The organism is Methanolacinia paynteri (assembly GCF_000784355.1).
GTDB lineage: Archaea > Halobacteriota > Methanomicrobia > Methanomicrobiales > Methanomicrobiaceae > Methanolacinia > Methanolacinia paynteri.
Window position 1 is genome coordinate 1 of the sequence record NZ_KN360936.1, and the last position, 20703, is coordinate 20703.

Consider the following 20703-nt stretch of genomic DNA (forward strand, 5'->3'; position numbering starts at 1 on the left):
CTGTGGATGTTGTAATCGGAGATGGCCCGGAGTTCGACGACTCCTCCTCGGGGGAAGAGTTGTGAGAGGTTTTTTTCGATCTCTTCTTTTATCGCTGCGGCATCCTGCTCAGGATTCATGGGTTTCTTCCTCCTTTTGCGGATGTGATCATGCTGATGGAGTAGTTGTGGCCGCGGGTTCTTCTCACGTCTATTCCGATTATTGTCCCGCCGAGTTCACGGATTTCTTTGGAGAGTGCCTGCGGGATTAGGTAGAGGGGGACGGGGCCGGCCGCTTTGCTTATCTTCTTTAAGGTAGATTTTCTGTCGGCAGTTCTCATACGGCATGTGTGGGTGCACATTTTGTTTAGGGGGCTGCCGTACCTTTCTTCGGACTTTCGGCAGCAGCACATTCTGGTTTTTTGTTGGTTTTCTTTTTTCATTTTTATCATCGGGTGCGATTTTCTGCACCTGGTTAGGGTTGGGAAGGAAGTTGTTATAAAAGTAAATCGGAATTTGGGGAGAGAATTGAAATTCGGATTTAATTGTGGGGGGATTTTCTTGGATTTTTTTGGATTGTCTGTTTTTATTCAGATATTTTTTTCAGGAATTTATTTGGGTGTAAGCCCCTTCGGGGGAGAACTCTAAAACCGGGTTATCGTGGAGCGATACTCTCGCGAGGGTTACTTAAGCTGAGGCAGATCAATTGAAAAACGTAAAATAAGTTATGGGGGGATATTTTTCCGGCTGTTCGACAAGTGTATCTTCGGTGTACTGAGAGTTTAGAGGCATTCATATCAACAGTTATGTGAATGGCCCCTGATGAATGGATTATTGGGTTTCGCGATAAATAAAGTAAATTTGTTCTGGATTATATAAATACGATGATTTTAAAATTATAAATTAAAGGACAGGTTTAAACGCAATCTTTCAAAAATCGTGTTTATCATCACTCTCATCACCTAGGTCACGAGGTGATCGAAGTCCTTTATCTCCATCTCCCCATTTTGATTCAGGTTGAGAAGACTCTGATCCGCTTTCTTCATCTTTTCCCATTTTTATCATATTTCTCCTTAAATTCATTGCGAAGCCCTTTATCTCCATCTCCCCATTTTGACTTGGGTTGAGGAGATTGTTTCGGTTCATTTTTTTCATCTTTTCCCATTTTCATCACGGCCTTTCTTAATTTTTTTACGAAGTTGAATGTCCACATCTCCCCATTTTGATTTAGGATTTTGATCTTTTTTCTGATTATCTTTCTGTGTCATCATAATCTTTTTCTCTTAATTATCATTAATCCGATATTTTGGATATCTCATTCGGATTCTTCCTTGATAGTATTGTCTACCCGATCTCTCAAATTTCGATCACCTTTACCCCAATCATTTTTTCGCTTGCTTTTACCTTTTTCATCTGAATTTTTCTTTACATCATCCTTTGACATTTAATTCACCAAAAGATCACACACAAACAACACAACAAAAATCATTCCAAGACCAAAAAATCTAAGGCTATATTTAACAAATCTTGCTTTTTCTTCAAGAGTTTTAGAATTCTCTTCGATTGTTTCAGAAATTTCTGTCCCGATATTTTTAAAAACAGTGCCGAAAGTGATTGTGTCATCCAGAGCATATTTGGATATAAGATATTGTGTATTCGGAACATCCTGATACGTTCTTATAGAAAACGCTAAGACACTACAGAGAATTGAGGCTCCAAGTGATAAAATTCCCAATATTAACAGTAATTTGGAGTTTAGAAATAGAATATAAAGGTCTGACTGTTCATTGGAATCTTTCAAAATACAACCAATTAAAGTAGATGCCAATCCAAGAATAATTCCTACAAATAATATTGTTTTGCTGGCCTTATCATCAAGTGAATCAATCCTCTTAAATTCCCGGATCTGCTTTTGATAGATCATATCAAAGATAAACTGATCCTTTTTGGAGACATCATCATAATCAGTTTCATCTGGATTAGAGTCTTCTTTATTCAAATGATTAGTCCCTCCATTACTGGTTCATGTGAGTGCAATAAGATAATTGTTCCCCGTGCGGTATGAAAATGAAAAACCAAAATTAATTTTTAAAATGAGTTTAACATGTGAAACCTTGAAGCCGATATAACTGTCATTTTTCTATTGAAAAAATGCCGACGACTTTCGATGAGATCGGACGGAACCTTCTAAGGAAGTGTGCTTTGATCTGCCCAAAATATAAAAGATTCATAAGCATCACAGACATCTTTCACTTTTAAAACAAAAATCTTATTTCAAATTGCATACCACAACAGGATAATGAAGGCACAACTCAAAAAAAAGATATATATTTTCGTTGACACGAACCACATTTATAATACAAAAAACGATTTGGATTTATTTAGTACAAAATTTTTAAATTATTTATTAAGGCTAAAAAATTTTTTCTCAGCAGAAATTGGTCAAGTTGAAATAGAGATCATTTTTCCAGATACTGTAGTAAAAGAAAGAATCCAACAAAAATTTGATCAAATCTTTCCTTTAATTAATTCTTCAATAGCGTGTATTGATAAATTATGTAAATATAATTCGATTGATGAAACAGAACTTATTAAGAATATGAATATTTTAAAGGAAAATTTGAAAGGAAACCTAGATAAAATTGCATCTGATTTTTTAATAGCTGAGGATATACAAAGAACAAGCACTTGTTCTGGAGACAATTTCAATAAAATCATTGAAAAGGCAATAAAAAAGGAGGTTCCATTTAATACCGATAAATCAAGAGGATTAAAAGACGCTTTAATCTGGTATTCAATTCAAGATTATATTGACTCCAAAGATATCTCTAGCGAAGATCAATTTTTCTTTTTTACTGAAAATATTAAAGATTTTAATTCTCAAGACAACAAAAAAGAATTTATTGATAAATTTAAAAAAGAATTGCAATATGTAAATCTTAAAAATGCAAATTTTGAAAATCATGATGAAAAAATTAAAAATTTTTTAGTTAATATCATAACAAATTTTAAAGAATATGAAATAACTTCATTTAGAATTATTTACTCTGAATATAATTCATTCATTAAAATTTTTGAGGTTTTTGCAAAACCATTACCTTTTAATTTCGCTCCAATGATAAGAAAAAAGTATTCCAAGAATAACTGGGAAGACGAAATTAAATCAGACCTTATTAATGAGATGAAAAACTTTAATTTTAAAGGAAAATGGGATGATATAAAACTCGAAACATTGGAGACATCACCAATTGAAAGAATAATTGTAGAGTTGGATTATTCTAGAAGTATGCAATCATATATATTAGCTGATATTGAAATCGAATTATACGATTCAACCTCTAAGTACCCTCATTTTGAGAATATTATTATTCCAGAGGAATGTGTGCATTATCATTTATCTCCAGATAACAGAAATATTTATGAGTATTATACTTTAGATCCTGAATACCTCCAACAAATCATTTCATACATTGAAAATGAAATGGATTTAGAAATAGAATCTGATTTAATTGATATCTATACTGATTAATCATTCATGTCAATTTCACCCTCTATTCATCGGGGAAGAAGAGGCAGCAATCCCGTGCAGATGTCCGTGTAACCATCGATGAAATCCTCGATCAGCTTCCGAGAGTTTATACGCCTGAAATATATTCAAAAAAATGCGATCTCATCTATCAGCATGTTTTTGACTCGTATTCGGGTGAAGGAGTAAGTATTTATCAATAAAAATATCCCTCTGGCCCTGTCAAACGACACTTCCCCCATCCCCCCAAAACCTTCTTCGTCTCCGAAACCAATCTCCCAAAAAGAAAAAGCAAAGGCGGTGAAGAAAATGAGCGATGCCGATGCAAATAAAGAGAAAATAAAAATACTCTTCGATCGCGTCCTCAACGGGGGCGACGACTACTACCTGGACGAACTGATAGCGGCGGATTATATCGAGCATAACCCCGTTCCCGGGCAGGAGCCCGGTGCGGAAGGAGTGAAGAACAAGCTGAAAGATCTTCGGGCGGCATTTCCCGGCATCCGTTTCTTCCCCGGGGAATTTGTGGCCGAGGGCGATCTCGTAGCAGTCAGTTACCGCTGGGAGGCCACCCACAACGGGCCGTTCATGGGCCTTGCCCCGACCGGAAAGAGAGTGTCGGTCGAGGGGATGGACTTCTATAAGTTCAAAAACGGAAAACTCGCCGAACACCGGGACTGTGCAGACATGCTCGGCCTTATGGTGCAGCTCCGTGTCTTCAGGCTCTGACGCCGCTCTTCATCCACAAACGGTAATATCAAAAAAATCGATTTACTGGTAATATGTCCATTCCAAAATCACAATATTCAAGAGCAGTCCTCGCGGGGATCGTCACCTGGCTCGTCCCGTTCCTCGTATCGCTGTTATTCTATAACCAAAACGGCCTTACGATCGATGTCTTCCTCTTCAAGTCGATAATGATCGTCGTCGGGGCGATCACCGGAGCACTGATGATCGTCTGGTACTTCAGGCCCGAAACGGAAAACTACCTCCGGGCCGGAATAATCTTCGGTGCGACAGCCCTCGTAATCAACTGGGTGCTCGATCTCGTCGTCCTCTGCGGAATGCTCGGTGAAGACCCGCTCTCGTGGTTCGCCGGAGTGGGTGTCCGTTACTTCGTGATCCCTGTCATGAGCATCACCGTCGGGTACGTAGCTGATGGAGCAGTCCGGAACGGGACCGACTCCTCTCCCTGACCTTAAAATAACAAATGAATGGAAGATAAAGTTAGAGACATCGTTGATTTGGAATAGATCGCTAACGATTGGCTGCTGAATAATGTTGAAAAAAATTAAAAGTAAAATCGGAATTAATGTTGTCCGAGTTCCCTGAAGGATTCTTTATGCCTTTTAAGAGTTTTGGCCAGCGTATCTTCTTCAAATTCCGTTAAACCATTATTCCTGAATGTGGCTCTTTCCTTTGGAGAGATATTTTAACGCGATTTTTCAATTAATGCTTTCACGCTTTGCACGACCGTTGCTAAATAGTTGGAATCTATGTATACTAAAGTATGATCAGGGTGCTATCGTCCCTGTCAGATTTCAACAGGGGATTCTCCGGATCAAAATAATATTATTTTATCCAGTTAACAGACGGCTCCGGCCTCGCCGGCTTCTCCGGTTTTTCCGCCGGGTACCCGAGGACGAGAGAGGAGACGAGATGGTATTCGTCCGGGATACCCAGTTCTTCAACAAGCCCCGGATTTTTTTCAAGATGTCTCGCCGATCCGATCCAGCATGTGCCGAGATCCATTGAATGTGCGGCGAGCATGATATTCTGTGCACAGAGAGCACAGTCTACATCGGCTATGGGAGCATCGTTTTTGCCAAGTATAAGGAGAAGACAAGGAGCGTTGTAGAAGATCGAAAATCTCTCCTCGCCCACCATATCAAGATATCTCTGTGTCATCCCGACTCTTTTTGCATTTTTCAGCTCCGCGAGAATCTGGGGTTTTACATATTCGGAGATTCTCTTCATCATCCCCTTGTCCTTTACAACGATAAAACTCCACGGAAAAAGGGCGAGGGCCGAAGGTGCATGTATCCCCATGTCGATCAGCCTCTCGATCAGTTCATCCGGAACCACCCTGTCCGAATAATTCCTGATGCTTCTCCTTCCCTTAATCACACGAGTCACTTCGTTCTCATCGTTCATGATAATCAGTCCTTATACACGCTTATGTATTTAAATAATCTGGCAGATTCACTTTCTTCTCCTGCGGATCTTTATTATATTGAGCGGAGACAATTCAGGATCATGAATAATGAAAAGCCATTCTCGTATCATTCGACAGTCCTCTTCGTAGAAGATGTGGAGAGATCGAAGAAGTTCTACACTGAGGTAATGGGAGAGGAGATCGAACTCGATCTCGGGAAAAATGTAGGATTCAAAAACGGCCTTGCCATCTGGGAAGGGGAGTACGGCCGGAATGTAATATTCGGGGACCCTTCCGGGGGAGATTATTCCTCGAAGAAGATGCTTGAGATCTACTACGAGACCGAGGACATGGCGGAAACTTATGAGATCCTGAAATCCGCCGGAGTCAAATTCGTTCACGAAGTCGTCGAACAGCCCTGGCGCCAGCTCACCGTACGATTCCTCGATCCGGACGGACACATGATAGAGGTCGGCGAGAGAATGGACGTCTGCATAGGGAGACTTGCGGCCTCGGGGGAGACACCTGAGATGATCGCGAAATCGACGACGATGCCTGTCGAAATAGTGAATGCAATCCTGGCGAACAGAGATTAGATCAAAAAAAGAATTGATTTCAGGATGATTCTTCGGGCGGGGTTCCGTCAGGCATCTCGCCTTCGGGCCTCTCTCCGCCGCCCATACCGCCATCCGGCGGAGTCATGTTTCCTCGCCTGCGGGCATCGTCATGTTGCCGTCGGGTGGAGTCATATTACCTCCGTCAGGCCGGGTCATATTGCCGTCACCTGCAGGCATATCTCCCATGTCCCCGGAACCGGACTCCTGTGCTGCGTCTGTATTCGTATCTGTGCCGGATGATTCCGATGTGCATCCGCTAATAAATATGCATGCCAGTAAGATTGAAATTGCAATCAGAAAAAATAATGATTTGTTCTTCATTTTATTCCTCTGTCAGTTTATCCCCGGGATTCCCCGGGTTCTCTTCTATATTTTCGGAAAAGCTGTCCATAACTTCTACCGGATCTGCCGTATAGTAGATTTTAAGCTGGGCAACGTCACGAAGGAAGTCGATACTCCGGATATCGACATCCCTGACGTTAAGTCCGGTACGAATCCTTAAATCATCAATCAGTTCGTTCTCATGTCCTGCTTTTACAAGGTCTATCTTTTCATAGACCACCTCCTTCTGCATGACCTCTCTCTTAAAGCCCCATCCGTTCTCGAGGACCCAGACGACTACGATCATCAACACATCTATGACCAGGAGTTTTGCATACTCTCCCGAGTCGAACAGGATGGAGTTTAGGATCGGAAGCGCCACCATGATGAAGAGATACGTCATCTCCCTGATGGGGACGGTCTCGGTCCTGTACCTCAGGATCGAGAAGAGGGCGAAAAGCCCGAATCCCGCCCCTATCGAGAGCTCTATACTCGTGAAAAGCCCGATTATGAAGTACACGACCGCGTTGAACGCAAGGAACGTGAATATAAAGTTCTTCTCGCCTTTCTTAGGGTAATAGATCAACCTGACGATTATGAACGCCACTATGAAGTTTACCAGGAATCCCAGTACAAACAAAACTTCGGTATTACTCAGATTCAGCAAATCGCTTCACTCCCGGATATCCTGGAAAGGAAGAGAAGATTCGGCTTGAACCTGTTGTGCTTGAGGTGGCTGTAGATCAGCGATACCCCTATGCAGTACTTCGAGAAACTTCTCTCCCGTATTCCAAGCGTCCTGATATAGGTCAGGGCCTTTGAACTGGTGATGCTCTTGTCCATCTTGACTTCCCCTATCACGACGGCGGGGAACGAGTAGATCTGTTCACTGTTTTTGAATGTGAGATCGAAATCCAGTGTTATCCTCTCGTTCATCCTCTTCGAGACAAGGGTGACCCGCTTATACTCCACGGATATGACGGGATGGAACTCGTGGTAGTCAAACGGGAATGACATCCTGAGGAACCTGTCGTATTCCTCTTCGCTCATATCGGAGGATTCGGAGATTTCGATGCGGTTTTTGACCGTAACCCCGGTGTTCTTCTTCTCCTTGACCTCGATGTAATACTCGCCGGAGGAGAGGTAGTGCCTGGCCCTGAGCTTATAGCGGTTGGCCTTGCCGTTGTGGTGCTGGTGATAGCTCGTGAACGAATCGTCGTCGTAGTATTCGGTTTCGTAGCCGCTCATTTTGCACTCGTCTACATCGAGTATCATGTAGTCGCCGTCGAGGCCCGATATAAGCTCAAGGCACTGGTCGAATGTCATGAGGTATTTCGATTCCTTCCTCGACATGAGCGAGGCATCCGAATTCTTCAGCTCTTCAAGCGTGATCTGCTCGTATCCTTCAATTGCGGATGAGATCTTCCCGTTTAAAATATTGGCCTCATCGTCTGTTTTTGTATATGTATCCATATCATTCCGGTTCATCAATATCGAACCCCTTGTATTCATATCGTATCCGCAGTGTTCTCCTCTTTGGAGGATCTGTGCTGACATTGTATATGTTGTTTGACTCAATGTTAAATATACTTTACTCTATGTAAGCTAATTGCTCCGTGAAACCTGAAAAAATATAGAGAACCAGTATATTATGTATTCCAAGGCATTTTGCCTGAAAACGGATTATATACGCAGCGATGGCCTGTCCGGGTTTTTATTTGGGGACATGGCAAAAAAGACATGGGCGTGGGCGTGGGAAAAAACAGATCATCCTGTGAAATTTTTTGCCTGTGGATTTTGCTAAAAAATGTTTTTGTTTTCTTTATTTTTTCTTAGACCGAAGTCTTCCTGAACAGGTACGCCCCGACCAGTATCATTGCAACGGAGAACGCTCCGAGCACGATTAAGCATATCACGGGGTTGATCTGCGATGCACCTGTCAGGCCGTATCTTACTCCCTCCACTCCGTATGTCAGGGGATCGATCATAGTCAGCGATTTGAATGCCGAAGGAAGGCTGTCGATCGGAAACATTGCACCGGACAGCCCGAAGATAGGAAATATCAGGAAGCTCATTATCAGCTGGAATCCATTCATGTCCTCCATTCTCGATGCGATCGCTATGCCGAGCGATGTGAACGCGATTCCGATCAGGATCATGAATCCCGCGGCAATGAGAAGCCCGAGGATTCCCGGGTAGCTGAGACCGATGACGAACGAGATCAGGAGGATTATCGTTCCCTGGATGATTGCGGTGGTTGCTCCCCCGAATGTCTGGCCGAGCATGATCTCGGTTCTCGTCACCGGTGCTACGAGCGTCTCCTTCAGGAATCCGAACTGTTTGTCCCAGATGATCTGTATCCCCGAGAATATCGACGTAAACAGGACACCCATCGCAACGATTCCGGGAGCAAGGAAGACGATGTAGTCTTCTCCGGTGTTGGGGATTACGACGACCGAGTTCAGGCCGAATCCCATGAACACGAGGAGGAAGAGCGGCATTCCGAGACTGCCGACGATACGGCTCTTCGATCTTATGTATCTCTTGACGCTCCTGAGCCATATCGTGTATATAACGTCCATCTCAGTGCCTCCTCATGTTATGCATCATTCTCATGTGATCCTTCGAATCCGCCTCGGCGTCGCGTATCGTCTTTCCCGTATAGTGGAGGAAGACATCTTCGAGTGTCGGTTTGTGAACCGAGACCGATGATATTTCGATGCCGTTGTCAAGAAGAGCACTGATTACTGCGGTCAGGTGCTCCTCCGCGTTTGAAAGACTGATTGTAAAAAAACCGTCATAACATGAGATGTTTTCAATCCAGGGCTGGTCCAGGCCCGAGATTTTTTCATTGAAATCCGGTGACTTTACAGTGATGAGGTCACCGCCGATACTGTTTTTGAGGTTTTCGGGTGTGTCGAGTGCGATGATTCGTCCCCTGTCTATAATCCCGATCCTGTTGCACAGCCTGTCCGCCTCCTCCATGTAGTGGGTAGTGATGATTACGGAGATCCCGAATTCCCTGTTAAGATTCTCGATATATTCCCAGAGATAATTCCTCGTCTGCGGGTCGAGGCCGAGTGTCGGTTCGTCGAGGAAGAGAACCTTCGGCCTGTGCAGAAGACCTCTTGCAATCTCGAGCCTCCGTCTCATACCCCCGGAGAAGGTCTTTACAAGATCGTCCTTCCTGTCGTAGAGACCTACAAGCTCAAGAAGCTCTTTTATCCTCTTGTCGCGTGTTTCCCCGGGAATCCTGTAGAGCCTCCCGTGGAAATCCATGTTCTCCCAGGCGGTCAGTTCTTCGTCGAGACTCTGGTCCTGGAAGACTATGCCGATGGATTTTCTGACGCCATCTTCGTCATCGGCGGTGTCGTGACCGTTTACAATCGCCTTTCCCGAAGTGGCATCGGCCATCGTCGCGAGGATGGATATCGTCGTTGATTTTCCTGCCCCGTTCGGACCCAGGAGGCCGAAGATCTCGTTTTCATCTATATCGAACGATATATTGTCGACTGCCGTGAAATCGCCGAACTTCTTCGTAAGGTTTTCAACTGTTACCGCTTTCATTTCCTTTCAGCCTCTTTAACTCCTCAAGACATTTTCCTGTTATCGATGCGGCCTCTTCCTCCTTTTCAGGAGGGATTTCATTTAGGAGCTGGTGGATATCATACAGGTTTTCTCCTGCTTTCCCGAAGTTCCCACCGAAGATGTCGGCCATGATCCGCCTGAAAACGTGCATCCTTTTTCCGGCCTCTTTCCTGTGTTTTACCATTCTTTCCAGGAGTTCCCTGCCGTCTTCCGTGATCTCGTAGATATTCTTCGAGCGTGATCCGGTATCGGAGACCACGATGAGACCTTCCTCTTCCATCTTCTTCAGCAGCGGATAAAGCATCCCCTTGCTCGGGACCCATATGCCGTCGGTCTTCTCCGAGATCTCCTTTATGAGATCGTAGCCGGTCTTCGGTCCGACTGTCAGGGAATGCAGGACGTAGAGTTTCATGATCCCGCCGGTCCTGTGGCTTCTGCCGTTTTCGAATTTCATATGCCTGTGAAATCCGGGCATTTCAAAGTCGTCTTCTTTCATGATTTCCAATCCTTGTACTGATCAGAATTATGGTTCTGTTAAGGACCGTTCTTTTTAGCACAGTTCTATTTAGTACTATTGCACATGTGGTTATATAACCCTTGCCTGTACCGGGCCGTGGCAAACTGAATGTCATGAAAAAATAGGCCCGGAATTTTTCATTGAAATCCTCCGGCGCATTTCGGATATGAAATCTCCGGGAAAAGAAAAGAAGTGAAATCCCCCCTGAACAACTATTGATTATTCTTCACCGATATTTTTGATAACCATGATTCTCCATTCGTTTCCGCCTGTATCCACAGTGCTCCAGAAAGCCTTCTTGACGATTTCATCCTTCGTTCCTGTTGCATAATAACTGTATTCGCAGCTTCCCGACCAGTCTTTGACAACCTTTTCAGCCGCTTCGATGATTCCGGGGAAATCCTCGTAGGCGGGATTGTTAAAGGTCTGTTGTCCTGCTTCGGATTCATCGGGATCGTAGAGAATTAATCCGTCGGTCTGGAGGACCATGACCTCGAAGCCTGATTCCTCTTTCAGCTCTTTTGCATATTTGCTGAAAAAGGTCTCGGGAACGAAGGTGATGCTTATGAATCCCAGGTAGCTGTCGCCGGAAAAAACCGGGTAATAGACTGCTGCGGCATATCCGCCCTGCTTCAGTTCGAAGAGATCTGTCAGGAGCGGGGTTTTGTTTTCATTCATCCGGGCTACTGAATCCTGGTACGCCAGCGAATCACCGACATTAATCCCTTCTGATTCGGGAGAGATAGCGTTCAGGACGCCATCGCTTCCGATGTATGCAACTGTGAGAATGTAGTCTTTACCAGAGGCGGCTTCAGAGATCTTTTCCTGCAGATCGGCAGTTCCGACAGATCCTGCACAATCCCGTGCCCGGGAAAAGAGATCGTCCAATCCCGTGTATGTTTCGCCCTGCAGCTCCGAAAGCGATGCCTGCATGAGTGAATCGGAATTGGAATCATCCGCCGTTTGTGCGGCTTCACATGCCGGGCATATTTCCGAAGTGGTGGTGCACCCGGAAGAGAGGAGAACCGCCATTGCGATAACTGCAATTGACAAAATTGAACAGGCATTTTTCATAATAATATGAATATACCTGATTTCTGGTAAAAAAATGTTGTATTGGATTCTGTGAGAAAATTAGTAATTCTCCCCGATATATTTACAGAATTTTTCGATATCCGAAAAGAGCCCGGCATGCTCCCTGATCCATTCGATATCCCTGTTCCACCACCGGAACTCTTTCAGGAGTTCGATCTGGTCCTCTTCGAACCTGTACCTGATAACCTTTGCCGGGACTCCTGCGACTATTGCATAATCGGGGACATCTTTTGTGACGACGGCTCCCGCCCCGATTATCGCACCGTCGCCGATCGTGATCCCGTCGAGGATGGAGCATCCCGCACCGATCCATACATCGTTTCCTATTGTTACCGGGAGGCTCTCCTGGAATATTGTCTCATCCGTAAACGAGGCGAGAGCGCCGGGATTCCATTTCGAGTAGAATGCGGGATGCATCGCGACAAATGTGTGCGACGGGTGAAACCCGTAGCAGATCCTGTTGTGGAGTGCGATCGAGCAGAATTTTCCGACCTTCGTATTGTGCATCCCCGACCACGTATATGTATAGTCTCCGATCTCCGATGACATGATCCCGATTCCGGGGTGGATGACGACATTTTCACCGAGTATGCAGTCCGGGGAGACGGTCGCACCTTCGAATATTATTGCCCCGGGGTGCTGCTCCATCAGCTCGTAATCGAGTTTCTTTCCTTCGTGATAAACGGCATACTGCCCTATGAATCCGTCTCTAAGAGCATCGCCCGTGAATGCGAACCGTTCGTCTGATAAGTAGTCTTCAACTGATTTTTTCATGAAATCCTTCCGTTTCCTGTAAAATGCATATTCGCAATTTTTCTGTAATCTTACTCCCGCCGCGAGGTTAAAACATTATAGTATGGAGTTTGAAAATGTGTTCAGTCGTATATTCCGTGAGGGAGGGGAAGCCTTGCATGGTCATCGTTTAACAGGGGATCGAACTCGAGGGCTCCGCCGTAGACAGCCGAAATTCTTGCCATCAGTCTGGCTGAATATTCATCGTCCTTCACCCAGGTGCCGTTCTCAACCTTTATGATTATATAATAAGGGGGAGCAGTGCTGCCGTCCCTGAAGTATTTGACCCCGGTGTAACCTGTGACGATATTTCTGTCCAGCTCCTCCCTGATCTCGGGTATTGTATCCGCACCTCCCGCAAGTGCTTCTTCCAGGACCATAGCGGTATCGTGTCCGTAATATTCATACATGATCTCTTCGCTGAGACCACCCGGGTACTCGATCCCGTAGACGCCTTCGGCATATGAGCCTGCATTCTCCGTGAAGAGATTGCTTGCGGAAGATTCGGAGAGAATGATCGCCGTATCCGGGCCGTATTCCCTTATGGTCTTTACGGCCTCCGAACCGTTTACAGGCGAACCGGTCCAGACTGCGATCTCCGGTGCGCCTGAAGTTGCCAGGTAATAGTCAAGGTCTTCGTGGAGATAGTTCAGGAGCCTGATGTTCAGGGAAGTATAGTTCCCGAAGTGCGGGATCTTTTCAAGTTCGGCGTCCGAGCCTTCATGGATTACCAGGATCACAGGGCTGCCGGGCGAGAGATCGTTTATGAGGCCGGAGACGGCAAAGATCTCTCCCCTGTGGCCGGGGGAGATCCTGTAGACGGTTCCTCTCTCATCCGGGAGATCAGTCGAATTCTCAAACGGGAGAAGCAGGATCATATCATTCTCCCCTGCAAATCCGATGACATTTGTAATTTCATCTTCAGTCAGGGGTCCGATAATGAGATCGATCCCCGATGAGTGAAGTTTGCGGATCTCTTCAAGAGCCGTTTCCGGATCTCCTCCGGTATCCCTTATGATATATTCGATCCCGCTTCCGCTCTCATTCGCTTCTGCCATGATCCCGGAGAGAATGTAATTTCCTTCCTTTTCATACGTTCCTGAAAGAGGAAGCAGAACACCTGCCTTCGTTTGTGTTCTGTCGTCCCGTGCAGTGCATCCCGCAAGGAGGAGCGAGATTGAAAGTGCCAGGACCAGCACGACGAGGCAGATTATGTTCGCTCTTTTTTTCATCCGAACACCGCCATTATGAGCAGCATGACGACATAGGACAATGCCATCGAAGCAGGAATGGTCACGAACCATGCGGCGACGATCTCGCGGGACGCGGACCAGTTTACGGCAGCCCGGCCCCTTGTGGCGCCTGCCCCCATTATCGAGCCGCTTATCGCGTGGGTCGTCGAGACCGGGACCCCGAAGGCCGTCATCAGCGAGAGAATCATCGCTCCCCCGGTTGATGCCGCAAAGCCCTGGTACTGGCTGATATGCGTTATCTTGTTCGCCATTTTGTCGATAACATTGCACCCGCCGATCATGGTCCCCATTGCGATTGCAAGGCATGACGATACGATAACCCAGAGCGGCACTTCGAAGGTGCTCAAAACACCGGCTGCAAGAAGGACCGATGTTATGATCCCCATTGCGTTCTGGGCGTCGTTTGCCCCGTGGCTGATTGCGAGGGCTGCGGCGGAGAGCACATGGAGCGGTTTCATTGCGGAATTAATCCGGCCCCTGTTCACTTTTCTGTTCAGGATGAGGGCCATTACGACAATCAGGGTGTAGGCGGTTATGAACCCGATTGCAGGTGAGACGACTATGAATATCAGCACTGCAAGTATCCCTGAGATCGGCAGGGTTCCCGTTACCATCAGAACAGGCACCACCAGGCATGCACCTGCGGCAAAGAATACCAGCGGCATTATTCCGGGCTCTTTCTTCTTAATCTTTGCAAATATGAGCAGTATCACGGCTCCGCATATCCCGCCGGCCGCCATGTATATTGCCAGCGAGACGATTGTCGCAGGGGAAGGCCAGAGAACGCTTCCCAGACCTGCATATGCAACCGCCGCACCCATCATTCCCCCGATCAGGGCATGGCTGCTCGATATCGGGATTCCGTATCTTGTCGACAACAGAACCCACATGACCGCCGTAAATGCGGCTGAGAAGAGGACGTAACAGTTGAGCACGCTGCCTTCGAGAATTCCTACACCAATCGTCTCCGCGATTGCCGTCCCGAAGATGAAAGGGCCGATGAAGTTCATCGAGCCGGCGAGAAGAACGGCATGAAGCGGAGAGATGGTGCGGGTTCCGATTACGGTTGCAATCGAATTTGCGGCATCATTCATTCCGTTGACGAAGTTGAAAAAAAGAGCGAAAACTATCGTCACGAAAAATAATATGGCTTCCATGTGACCCGGTGTTATACCTGCCTGACCGCTATATCGTATATCGCTCCCGTCCTGTCCTCGCAGAGGCTTGCAAGGTCGCAGACCCTTCCGTAGATCTTCCCGTATTTTATGATATTCAGGGGTTCATTGGTATAGATCCTGTGTGTTGCCCGGGCGTTCAGCAGGTAGACCTCTTTTTCGATCTCCTTTACGGTCATGTAATGGGGCAGTATGTCCTTCGGTTTGCCCTTCTCCTTAAGGTGGCCGAACGCCGATTCCATCTCGGTCATTGATCTTTTGAGCAGTGCAACAGCTTCTTCCATATCCGGAGTGGTTTCGCAGTCCTTTCCGAATATGTAGATGTGGGTCGAGGCGTCTACGAGCAGATGAATCATCGATTTGATGTCGTTCACCATCTCGTTGATCTCTACAGGATCGATAGGAGTTATAAAGGCAGTTTCGAGCAGCTCTTTTATCTCCTGCAGCCTCTTCTCGGTCCTGTGCTCGACTTCGCGCATCTCGTTGTGCATCGTTTCAAGGTCACTCATCTCGTGCACACCGGAGGAAAGAAGGTTTATGCCGCTGTTTACATCTTCCATCATAAGGGATATGGAGTCATAGAATTTGTCGTCCTTTGGAACCAGCCAGTCAAAGAAAGTCATATTATCAGCTATTTTATACAAAAACCGGCGGGAATATAAAAATGATTAATATGATATATGGATCGTATTTTTTTATATGTGCCGACCTGTTTTCTATATATTTTATCAGAAGCACTCTTTATCCGGGCAGGGAGTATAAACTAAGTCAGGAAATGCTTATGGAAGAAATAATCGGCAGGATACGCGAGGAGCTGAGATCATTTCCCGAAGAGGACAGGAACCCCGACGTTCAGAGATTCTTCAAGGAGAATATAAAATGCTACGGGCTAAAGAGCGCCCCTGTAAAAAAAGTCATCGGCAACTACTGGAAAGAGATAAAAGGGCTTGAAAAGGAAGAGATCTTTTCGCTCTGCGAAGAGCTTTTTTCTTCGGGATACACCGAGGAGGCGTCCATCGCGTCGGTCTGGGCCGAGAAGTGCTCAGACAGGTTCGAAGAAGGGGACATAGATACTTTCCACCGTTGGATAGATTCGTACATCGATAACTGGGCGAAATGCGACGTCTTATGCAACCATGCGGTCGGGGATTATATCATGATGTTCCCGCACAGGATCGCGGATCTTAAGGAGTGGGCAAAGTCGGAAAACCGCTGGCTGAGAAGAGCTTCGGCGGTCACGCTTATCATCCCGGCGAAGAAGGGATTTTTCCTTGACGACATCTTTGAGATCTCCGACATATTGCTTGAAGACGGGGACGATATGGTGCAGAAGGGATATGGGTGGATGCTCAAGGATGCAAGCATTACGCACATGGACGAGGTCTTTGATTACGTAATGAAGAACAAACGGAGGATGCCCCGGACAGCACTCAGGTATGCAATCGAGCGGATGCCGAAGGAGATGAAGACTGAAGCGATGAAGAAGGACTGGTAACCGGAATTTAATTTTTTTTTGGCTCTTGGCTGTTTCATATATTTCTCAGGCGACCCCGGCACCGGCGGCCCAGGTCCGCCGGACGGCCCCTGCCCTGGGGCCTTGCCCTAAGATAGTTCTCTCACGGCACGCCCAGGGGACCGGCAAGGGTCCCCTGTGCTGTTGAATTTGTTTTTTTGTTTTTCCCGTTCATTACACATCATGAGCTTACCGCGTCTCTCCGCTCAGGGGATACTCGTCTATCCCCTGGGCGGTTATCGCAACAGAGAGGCCCCGGGGTCGGGGCCGATCCGCGAGCCTGCTGTGCAGCTCGCGGCGAGGGGTTGCCGAAGATGTTCCTGATGAATATCTTTGCCGAAACGTCTGATTTGATATAAAAATCCGGTTAGGGGTCCCCTGAGCTGTTGAATTTGTTTTTTTGATATTCTGTTCCGTGCACGCCATGAATTTACTGCAGCTCGCGGCGAGGGGTTGTCAAAGTTAGTGAGACTTGCTTTTTTCCTGTTTTTCATTTTTTCTTTCTGCTGTGTGGGAACTTAATGTAATATTTAGAGAAATAATTGTAATCTTATGAGAAATTATTTAATCAAAAAGAGAAGTACTTGTTACTTGTAGGTTTGAGTGAAGAAAATGATTGAACTGAAGAATCTTGTAAAGACTTATGGCGATACAAACGCCGTAGACAACCTCTCGCTCAGGATCGAAGAGGGAGAGGTGTTCGGACTCCTGGGCCCGAACGGGGCGGGGAAGAGCACTACTATACTGATGCTCTGCGGACTCATCCAGCCGACATCGGGCGAATGCCTCATAGACGGAATAGAAGTCTCGAAGAACCCGATAGATGTCAAGAGAAGACTCGGCTATATGCCCGAGGATGTAGGATTTTACCCGAATCTTTCAGCCGCCAAAAATCTCGATTTTTTTGCAAAGCTCAACGACATTCCCGATACTGAAAGAGAGGAGAGGATAGAGGATCTCCTTCGGCTTGTCGGACTATCGGGAGTTGAAAAGAAGGTCGGCGGTTATTCGAAGGGAATGCGCCAGCGGCTCGGGATTGCAAAGGCGCTGGTAAACGATCCCGATGTCGTGATTCTCGACGAGCCTACGGCGAATCTCGATCCGCAGGGTGTCTCCGATTACAGGAGGATCATAAGAAATATCGCCGGGTCGGGCAAGACGATCCTCGTCTCCTCGCATATTCTCTCCGAAGTGAGCAAGGTCTGTTCGAGAGTCGGGATCATGCAGAAGGGAAAACTTGTCCGGGACGGCAGTTGGGACGAGATTACCCGCAACCTCGATCTCCTCGGTCTCCCCGAGATAGTCATCAACGTCGAGACCGAATCCGGAATGCCCGAATTGATCCATGAAGATATCATCCGTGTCGACTATTTCGCTGAAAGGACAAAGGCACGAATCAGCGCTTCAAAGGACATCCGTATGGACATCGGGCGAACTCTTTATAAATCCGGCATATTCCCGAAGGAGATCTGCCTTGATGCCGTAACGACCGAAGATGCGGTGCTGTCATATTACAACGGGTGATGACGATGAGATCAAAAGGCTTCATTACAATAACAGGCAAGGAGTTCAGCGATCATCTGTATGGCAGGACGTTTCTCCTGTTCCTTTCGATAATCATCGTCGTAACGATCATCGGAATGGCCGCGGGTTCGGTCGACTACAACAACCAGATAGACAGCTATAATGAAAAACTGGTAGTGGCGGGCGACGATCCGGTCTCCGGTTCATATGTTTACAAACCCTCTGTCATGATCATCTTCGACGGGGTGGGCGGACTCCTGGTTAGCCTTGGTGCAATCCTCGGTATAGCTATGGGATTCAATCTCATAACGAAGGAAAAAGAGAGCAAGTCGCTGAAGATTCTGCTCTCCAACCCGATATATCGCGACGAGGTTATCAACGGGAAAGCGGCCGGCGGAATTCTGGCCCTGATAGTCGCCCTTTTCATAACCCTGGTGATCTCGCTCGGTGTTATGCTCGTATTCGGGGCCGTCCCTTCGGGGGACGATATCGGCTACATACTGCTGTTCGGGGTTGCCGCATTTCTGATGATATTTTCGTACTTCGCCATCTCGATGTTCATGTCGACAGTTGCGGAGGACAGCGGAACTTCGCTGGTGTATACGCTGATTATCTTCGTCTTCCTCTCAAGTCTCGTGCCAGTGTTCGTCTGGGGTTCGACGATCGACATGATCGTCGGGCCTGCTCCGGAATACCCGGAGGGCCTTTTCGTGGACATGCAGTATGACCCGGCCACAGGAGGAGTGACGAGCACGATATCGTCATCCGTGTCATCCGAAGATTCTGAAGAGGACAGGATCGCACAGGATGAAGCGGTGAGTAGATACTTTGAAGAGCTGGATGAGTACTGGAGCAAAAAGGATGTAATCTCCGGATTTGTCAATCTCTTCTCGCCGACGAACAATTTCCAGGATATAACGGAGACGCTGTCGTATTCGGTAGGGGCTTCATCCTCTTTCGGGTCGGAGGACTGGGAGAGTCCCGGCATTATGGATGTTCTCGGGAAGCTTCTCTGGAATTTTATTGCCCTTATTGCAATTCCTGTCGTATTCTTCGGCGGGGCGTATGTCTGTTTCATGAGGCTCGATGTGAGGTAGGAGATGGGAGGAGAATACGGCCGGACACCTGCCTTCCTGCTGATAACGGCATGCCTGCTCATGTTTCTCGTACCGCAGGCCGTCTCCGCCGGTACTGATTCAACCGCAAATACGGAGATCTCGTGTACTTTCCCAGGCCGGATCGTAGAGGCCGGCGAGACAGTAACATTCGACCTGAAGATAAAATGCAATCTCGGTACAAATCCCCGTATGCTTGAATTCGATACCTTCAAGGGTGAAGATGACTGGAAATATCATTTTTACTCCGGGGAAAAGGAGATCGACAGGATCCTGATGACCGAAGGAGAGGTGATTCCTATAACCTTCGAGATCGATACCGCAGGCGATACGGCTGTCGGGGTCTATCCGGTGAGAGTCAGGATCGATGACGCCCGCCTGTGGATATACATTACCATAGACAAGTCCCATGCAGGTGAATCGGGCGTCCTGAAACTGGCTGTAGTCGACGAACAGGGCGAAAACATAGAAGGGGCTTTAGTGAAGATCGCGGATGAAAGGAGGCACATTGTGATCAAGGAGGTGCTGACATCCGGAGACGGCCTCAGGACCGAGGTGGACCAGGGCGATTATATCCTGTATGTCGGGAGTGAAGGCTATAATGATGCGCATAAGGACGACGTTTCGATAAAGTGCGGCTATACGACGGATGCAGGGACGATTATGCTTGAGAAGGAGAATTACGGCCTGACGATCGATGTCAAATCCCCGCTTGTAACTGCATCGATCGGGAACAAACCGGTCTACGAGGCAGTCTTAACCAATGTCGGAAAGAGCGACGATGTGTTCGGGCTGGATGTAGGCGGCCTTCCGGGCGGTTGGTACGGGAGATACAAACTCACGGCGGATTCCACGGAGAGTGTATCCAAGCTGTATATCGACGCAGGATCGGAGAAGACGGTCTTCCTTGAGATAATACCCCCGTATTCTGTTGAAAAAGGTGATTATTTCTTCAACATGTCGGTGGAGTCGTCTGAAAAAGAATACTCCGAACCGCTTGAAGCGAGGATCACCGGCAGCAGCAATATGGTGATCTTCTCTGAAAAGTACCGCTACGATATGACGAAGGGAGATTCCGTCGAGATTCCGGTGACGATATCGAACAAGGGCAAGGGCGATGCTCTTACCAATGTAAGAACTGAGGTGTCTGCACCTGAAGGATGGAATGTGAAAATTACGCCGTCGTCCGTTCCCTCCATTCAGCCGGGAGAAAAAGCGACGGTCACACTGGTGGTGAGTCCGCCGACGAACATCGCCGCTTCGGATTACAAGATCTCTGTAAAGGTAGTCTCGGATCAGCAGGAGGAGACAGACGAGATCAGGATAGTGATCAATGAAAGCTCCCTGGTCGGAATTCTGGGATTGATACTGCTTTTGAGTGCCTGCGGAGGAGTTTACTACTTCTTCAGGAAGCATGAGAGGAGATAATGTTACAGCCCCAATATATTTTTGAGTGAAAAGGAGTCCCTGTTACAGATCGTAAAATCCTTTTTTGTGATCGAAACAGGAGAGAGAAGCATGCCGTAATTTATGT

24 protein-coding genes are annotated in these 20703 nt (G+C 46.8%); 8 read left to right on the forward strand and 16 right to left on the reverse strand.

Annotated features, from left to right (window positions below; all coding sequences use genetic code 11):
* Positions 1 to 115 precede the first annotated feature (115 nt).
* The 4 genes from METPAY_RS09425 to METPAY_RS09435 form a co-directional block, all read right to left on the reverse strand.
* A complete protein-coding gene (locus METPAY_RS09425) occupies positions 116 to 391 on the reverse strand; it encodes a hypothetical protein (RefSeq protein ID WP_245611600.1) in 276 nt (91 codons plus the stop codon).
* A 517-nt stretch (positions 392 to 908) separates the two neighbouring features.
* The gene (locus tag METPAY_RS09430) at positions 909 to 1133 is read right to left on the reverse strand and encodes a hypothetical protein (RefSeq protein WP_048151765.1); all 225 of its coding nucleotides are present in this window, start codon (positions 1131 to 1133) and stop codon (positions 909 to 911) included.
* A 160-nt stretch (positions 1134 to 1293) separates the two neighbouring features.
* Complete coding sequence (locus tag METPAY_RS15640) at positions 1294 to 1422, reverse strand: hypothetical protein (protein ID WP_281174098.1); 129 nt, start codon at positions 1420 to 1422, stop codon at positions 1294 to 1296.
* Positions 1423 to 1977 carry a hypothetical protein gene (locus tag METPAY_RS09435; protein WP_048151767.1) on the reverse strand — a complete coding sequence of 185 codons (555 nt, stop codon included), beginning with the start codon at positions 1975 to 1977 and terminating at the stop codon, positions 1423 to 1425.
* Positions 1978 to 2277: 300 nt separating this feature from the next.
* On the opposite strand from METPAY_RS09435, the gene METPAY_RS09440 reads away from it, so the two are divergent.
* The 3 genes from METPAY_RS09440 (at position 2278) to METPAY_RS09450 (ending at position 4700) form a co-directional block, all read left to right on the forward strand.
* Positions 2278 to 3507 (forward strand): PIN domain-containing protein, encoded by a 1230-nt coding sequence (locus tag METPAY_RS09440; RefSeq protein WP_048151769.1) that lies wholly within the window; start codon positions 2278 to 2280, stop codon positions 3505 to 3507.
* A gap of 306 nt (positions 3508 to 3813) precedes the next feature.
* Positions 3814 to 4233, forward strand: coding sequence for an ester cyclase (locus METPAY_RS09445; RefSeq protein WP_048151771.1), 420 nt, complete (start codon positions 3814 to 3816; stop codon positions 4231 to 4233).
* A gap of 53 nt (positions 4234 to 4286) precedes the next feature.
* Entirely contained in the window at positions 4287 to 4700 is a 414-nt protein-coding gene (locus METPAY_RS09450; RefSeq protein ID WP_048151774.1) for a hypothetical protein, read from the forward strand.
* Between the two features lie 376 nt (positions 4701 to 5076).
* Here METPAY_RS09450 and METPAY_RS09455 read toward each other — a convergent pair whose 3' ends face one another.
* Positions 5077 to 5658: a nitroreductase family protein gene (locus METPAY_RS09455; RefSeq protein ID WP_048151775.1), complete on the reverse strand. Its 582-nt coding sequence runs from the start codon at positions 5656 to 5658 to the stop codon at positions 5077 to 5079.
* Positions 5659 to 5760: 102 nt separating this feature from the next.
* On the opposite strand from METPAY_RS09455, the gene METPAY_RS09460 reads away from it, so the two are divergent.
* A complete protein-coding gene (locus METPAY_RS09460; RefSeq protein ID WP_048151841.1) occupies positions 5761 to 6255 on the forward strand; it encodes a VOC family protein in 495 nt (164 codons plus the stop codon).
* A 102-nt stretch (positions 6256 to 6357) separates the two neighbouring features.
* On the opposite strand, the gene METPAY_RS09465 is transcribed toward METPAY_RS09460, so the two are convergent.
* The 11 genes from METPAY_RS09465 to METPAY_RS09515 all read right to left on the reverse strand — a co-directional run bounded on the left by METPAY_RS09465 (position 6358) and on the right by METPAY_RS09515 (position 15640).
* On the reverse strand, positions 6358 to 6597 hold the full coding sequence (locus METPAY_RS09465; RefSeq protein WP_048151778.1) for a hypothetical protein: 240 nt from the start codon (positions 6595 to 6597) through the stop codon (positions 6358 to 6360).
* Position 6598: 1 nt separating this feature from the next.
* Entirely contained in the window at positions 6599 to 7264 is a 666-nt protein-coding gene (locus tag METPAY_RS09470; protein WP_048151781.1) for a DUF4956 domain-containing protein, read from the reverse strand.
* Positions 7258 to 8154, reverse strand: a complete 897-nt coding sequence (locus METPAY_RS09475) for a polyphosphate polymerase domain-containing protein (protein WP_245611602.1) — start codon at positions 8152 to 8154, stop codon at positions 7258 to 7260. Before METPAY_RS09475 ends, METPAY_RS09470 begins: the two co-directional genes overlap by 7 nt.
* Before the next feature lie 275 nt (positions 8155 to 8429).
* Entirely contained in the window at positions 8430 to 9179 is a 750-nt protein-coding gene (locus METPAY_RS09480) for an ABC transporter permease (protein ID WP_048151783.1), read from the reverse strand.
* Position 9180: 1 nt separating this feature from the next.
* The gene (locus METPAY_RS09485) at positions 9181 to 10164 is read right to left on the reverse strand and encodes an ATP-binding cassette domain-containing protein (protein WP_048151786.1); all 984 of its coding nucleotides are present in this window, start codon (positions 10162 to 10164) and stop codon (positions 9181 to 9183) included.
* Positions 10145 to 10681, reverse strand: a complete 537-nt coding sequence (locus METPAY_RS09490) for a PadR family transcriptional regulator (RefSeq protein WP_052418758.1) — start codon at positions 10679 to 10681, stop codon at positions 10145 to 10147. The genes METPAY_RS09485 and METPAY_RS09490 overlap by 20 nt, the downstream gene beginning before the upstream one ends.
* 240 nt (positions 10682 to 10921) lie before the next feature.
* Positions 10922 to 11776, reverse strand: a complete 855-nt coding sequence (locus tag METPAY_RS09495; protein ID WP_048151788.1) for a cache domain-containing protein — start codon at positions 11774 to 11776, stop codon at positions 10922 to 10924.
* A 60-nt stretch (positions 11777 to 11836) separates the two neighbouring features.
* Entirely contained in the window at positions 11837 to 12571 is a 735-nt protein-coding gene (locus tag METPAY_RS09500; protein ID WP_052418759.1) for a CatB-related O-acetyltransferase, read from the reverse strand.
* Between the two features lie 101 nt (positions 12572 to 12672).
* Positions 12673 to 13821, reverse strand: coding sequence for an ABC transporter substrate-binding protein (locus METPAY_RS09505; RefSeq protein WP_048151792.1), 1149 nt, complete (start codon positions 13819 to 13821; stop codon positions 12673 to 12675).
* Positions 13818 to 14999 (reverse strand): inorganic phosphate transporter, encoded by a 1182-nt coding sequence (locus METPAY_RS09510; protein ID WP_048151795.1) that lies wholly within the window; start codon positions 14997 to 14999, stop codon positions 13818 to 13820. Before METPAY_RS09510 ends, METPAY_RS09505 begins: the two co-directional genes overlap by 4 nt.
* Before the next feature lie 11 nt (positions 15000 to 15010).
* Positions 15011 to 15640: a DUF47 domain-containing protein gene (locus METPAY_RS09515; protein WP_048151800.1), complete on the reverse strand. Its 630-nt coding sequence runs from the start codon at positions 15638 to 15640 to the stop codon at positions 15011 to 15013.
* A gap of 158 nt (positions 15641 to 15798) precedes the next feature.
* Here METPAY_RS09515 and METPAY_RS09520 point away from each other — a divergent pair, with 158 nt between their 5' ends.
* The 4 genes from METPAY_RS09520 (at position 15799) to METPAY_RS09535 (ending at position 20597) form a co-directional block, all read left to right on the forward strand.
* A complete protein-coding gene (locus METPAY_RS09520; protein ID WP_048151802.1) occupies positions 15799 to 16512 on the forward strand; it encodes a DNA alkylation repair protein in 714 nt (237 codons plus the stop codon).
* Positions 16513 to 17142: 630 nt separating this feature from the next.
* Positions 17143 to 18054 carry an ABC transporter ATP-binding protein gene (locus METPAY_RS09525; RefSeq protein WP_048151805.1) on the forward strand — a complete coding sequence of 304 codons (912 nt, stop codon included), beginning with the start codon at positions 17143 to 17145 and terminating at the stop codon, positions 18052 to 18054.
* A gap of 5 nt (positions 18055 to 18059) precedes the next feature.
* Positions 18060 to 19151, forward strand: coding sequence for an ABC transporter permease (locus tag METPAY_RS09530; protein WP_048151851.1), 1092 nt, complete (start codon positions 18060 to 18062; stop codon positions 19149 to 19151).
* A 3-nt stretch (positions 19152 to 19154) separates the two neighbouring features.
* Complete coding sequence (locus tag METPAY_RS09535; RefSeq protein WP_048151808.1) at positions 19155 to 20597, forward strand: NEW3 domain-containing protein; 1443 nt, start codon at positions 19155 to 19157, stop codon at positions 20595 to 20597.
* Positions 20598 to 20703: the final 106 nt, after the last annotated feature.

Excerpts from the sequence above, each read along its gene's own strand:
- METPAY_RS09425 (WP_245611600.1), bottom strand. The coding sequence starts at position 391 with ATGTGCTGCTGCCGAAAGTCCGAAGAAAGGTACGGCAGCCCCCTAAAC.
- METPAY_RS09430 (WP_048151765.1), bottom strand. The coding sequence starts at position 1,133 with ATGAAAAAAATGAACCGAAACAATCTCCTCAACCCAAGTCAAAATGGG.
- METPAY_RS15640 (WP_281174098.1), bottom strand. The coding sequence starts at position 1,422 with ATGTCAAAGGATGATGTAAAGAAAAATTCAGATGAAAAAGGTAAAAGC.
- METPAY_RS09440 (WP_048151769.1), top strand. The coding sequence starts at position 2,278 with ATGAAGGCACAACTCAAAAAAAAGATATATATTTTCGTTGACACGAAC.
- METPAY_RS09445 (WP_048151771.1), top strand. The coding sequence starts at position 3,814 with ATGAGCGATGCCGATGCAAATAAAGAGAAAATAAAAATACTCTTCGAT.
- METPAY_RS09450 (WP_048151774.1), top strand. The coding sequence starts at position 4,287 with ATGTCCATTCCAAAATCACAATATTCAAGAGCAGTCCTCGCGGGGATC.
- METPAY_RS09455 (WP_048151775.1), bottom strand. The coding sequence starts at position 5,658 with ATGAACGATGAGAACGAAGTGACTCGTGTGATTAAGGGAAGGAGAAGC.
- METPAY_RS09460 (WP_048151841.1), top strand. The coding sequence starts at position 5,761 with ATGAATAATGAAAAGCCATTCTCGTATCATTCGACAGTCCTCTTCGTA.
- METPAY_RS09465 (WP_048151778.1), bottom strand. The coding sequence starts at position 6,597 with ATGAAGAACAAATCATTATTTTTTCTGATTGCAATTTCAATCTTACTG.
- METPAY_RS09475 (WP_245611602.1), bottom strand. The coding sequence starts at position 8,154 with ATGTCAGCACAGATCCTCCAAAGAGGAGAACACTGCGGATACGATATG.
- METPAY_RS09480 (WP_048151783.1), bottom strand. The coding sequence starts at position 9,179 with ATGGACGTTATATACACGATATGGCTCAGGAGCGTCAAGAGATACATA.
- METPAY_RS09485 (WP_048151786.1), bottom strand. The coding sequence starts at position 10,164 with ATGAAAGCGGTAACAGTTGAAAACCTTACGAAGAAGTTCGGCGATTTC.
- METPAY_RS09490 (WP_052418758.1), bottom strand. The coding sequence starts at position 10,681 with ATGAAAGAAGACGACTTTGAAATGCCCGGATTTCACAGGCATATGAAA.
- METPAY_RS09495 (WP_048151788.1), bottom strand. The coding sequence starts at position 11,776 with ATGAAAAATGCCTGTTCAATTTTGTCAATTGCAGTTATCGCAATGGCG.
- METPAY_RS09500 (WP_052418759.1), bottom strand. The coding sequence starts at position 12,571 with ATGAAAAAATCAGTTGAAGACTACTTATCAGACGAACGGTTCGCATTC.
- METPAY_RS09505 (WP_048151792.1), bottom strand. The coding sequence starts at position 13,821 with ATGAAAAAAAGAGCGAACATAATCTGCCTCGTCGTGCTGGTCCTGGCA.
- METPAY_RS09510 (WP_048151795.1), bottom strand. The coding sequence starts at position 14,999 with ATGGAAGCCATATTATTTTTCGTGACGATAGTTTTCGCTCTTTTTTTC.
- METPAY_RS09515 (WP_048151800.1), bottom strand. The coding sequence starts at position 15,640 with ATGACTTTCTTTGACTGGCTGGTTCCAAAGGACGACAAATTCTATGAC.
- METPAY_RS09520 (WP_048151802.1), top strand. The coding sequence starts at position 15,799 with ATGGAAGAAATAATCGGCAGGATACGCGAGGAGCTGAGATCATTTCCC.
- METPAY_RS09525 (WP_048151805.1), top strand. The coding sequence starts at position 17,143 with ATGATTGAACTGAAGAATCTTGTAAAGACTTATGGCGATACAAACGCC.
- METPAY_RS09530 (WP_048151851.1), top strand. The coding sequence starts at position 18,060 with ATGAGATCAAAAGGCTTCATTACAATAACAGGCAAGGAGTTCAGCGAT.
- METPAY_RS09535 (WP_048151808.1), top strand. The coding sequence starts at position 19,155 with ATGGGAGGAGAATACGGCCGGACACCTGCCTTCCTGCTGATAACGGCA.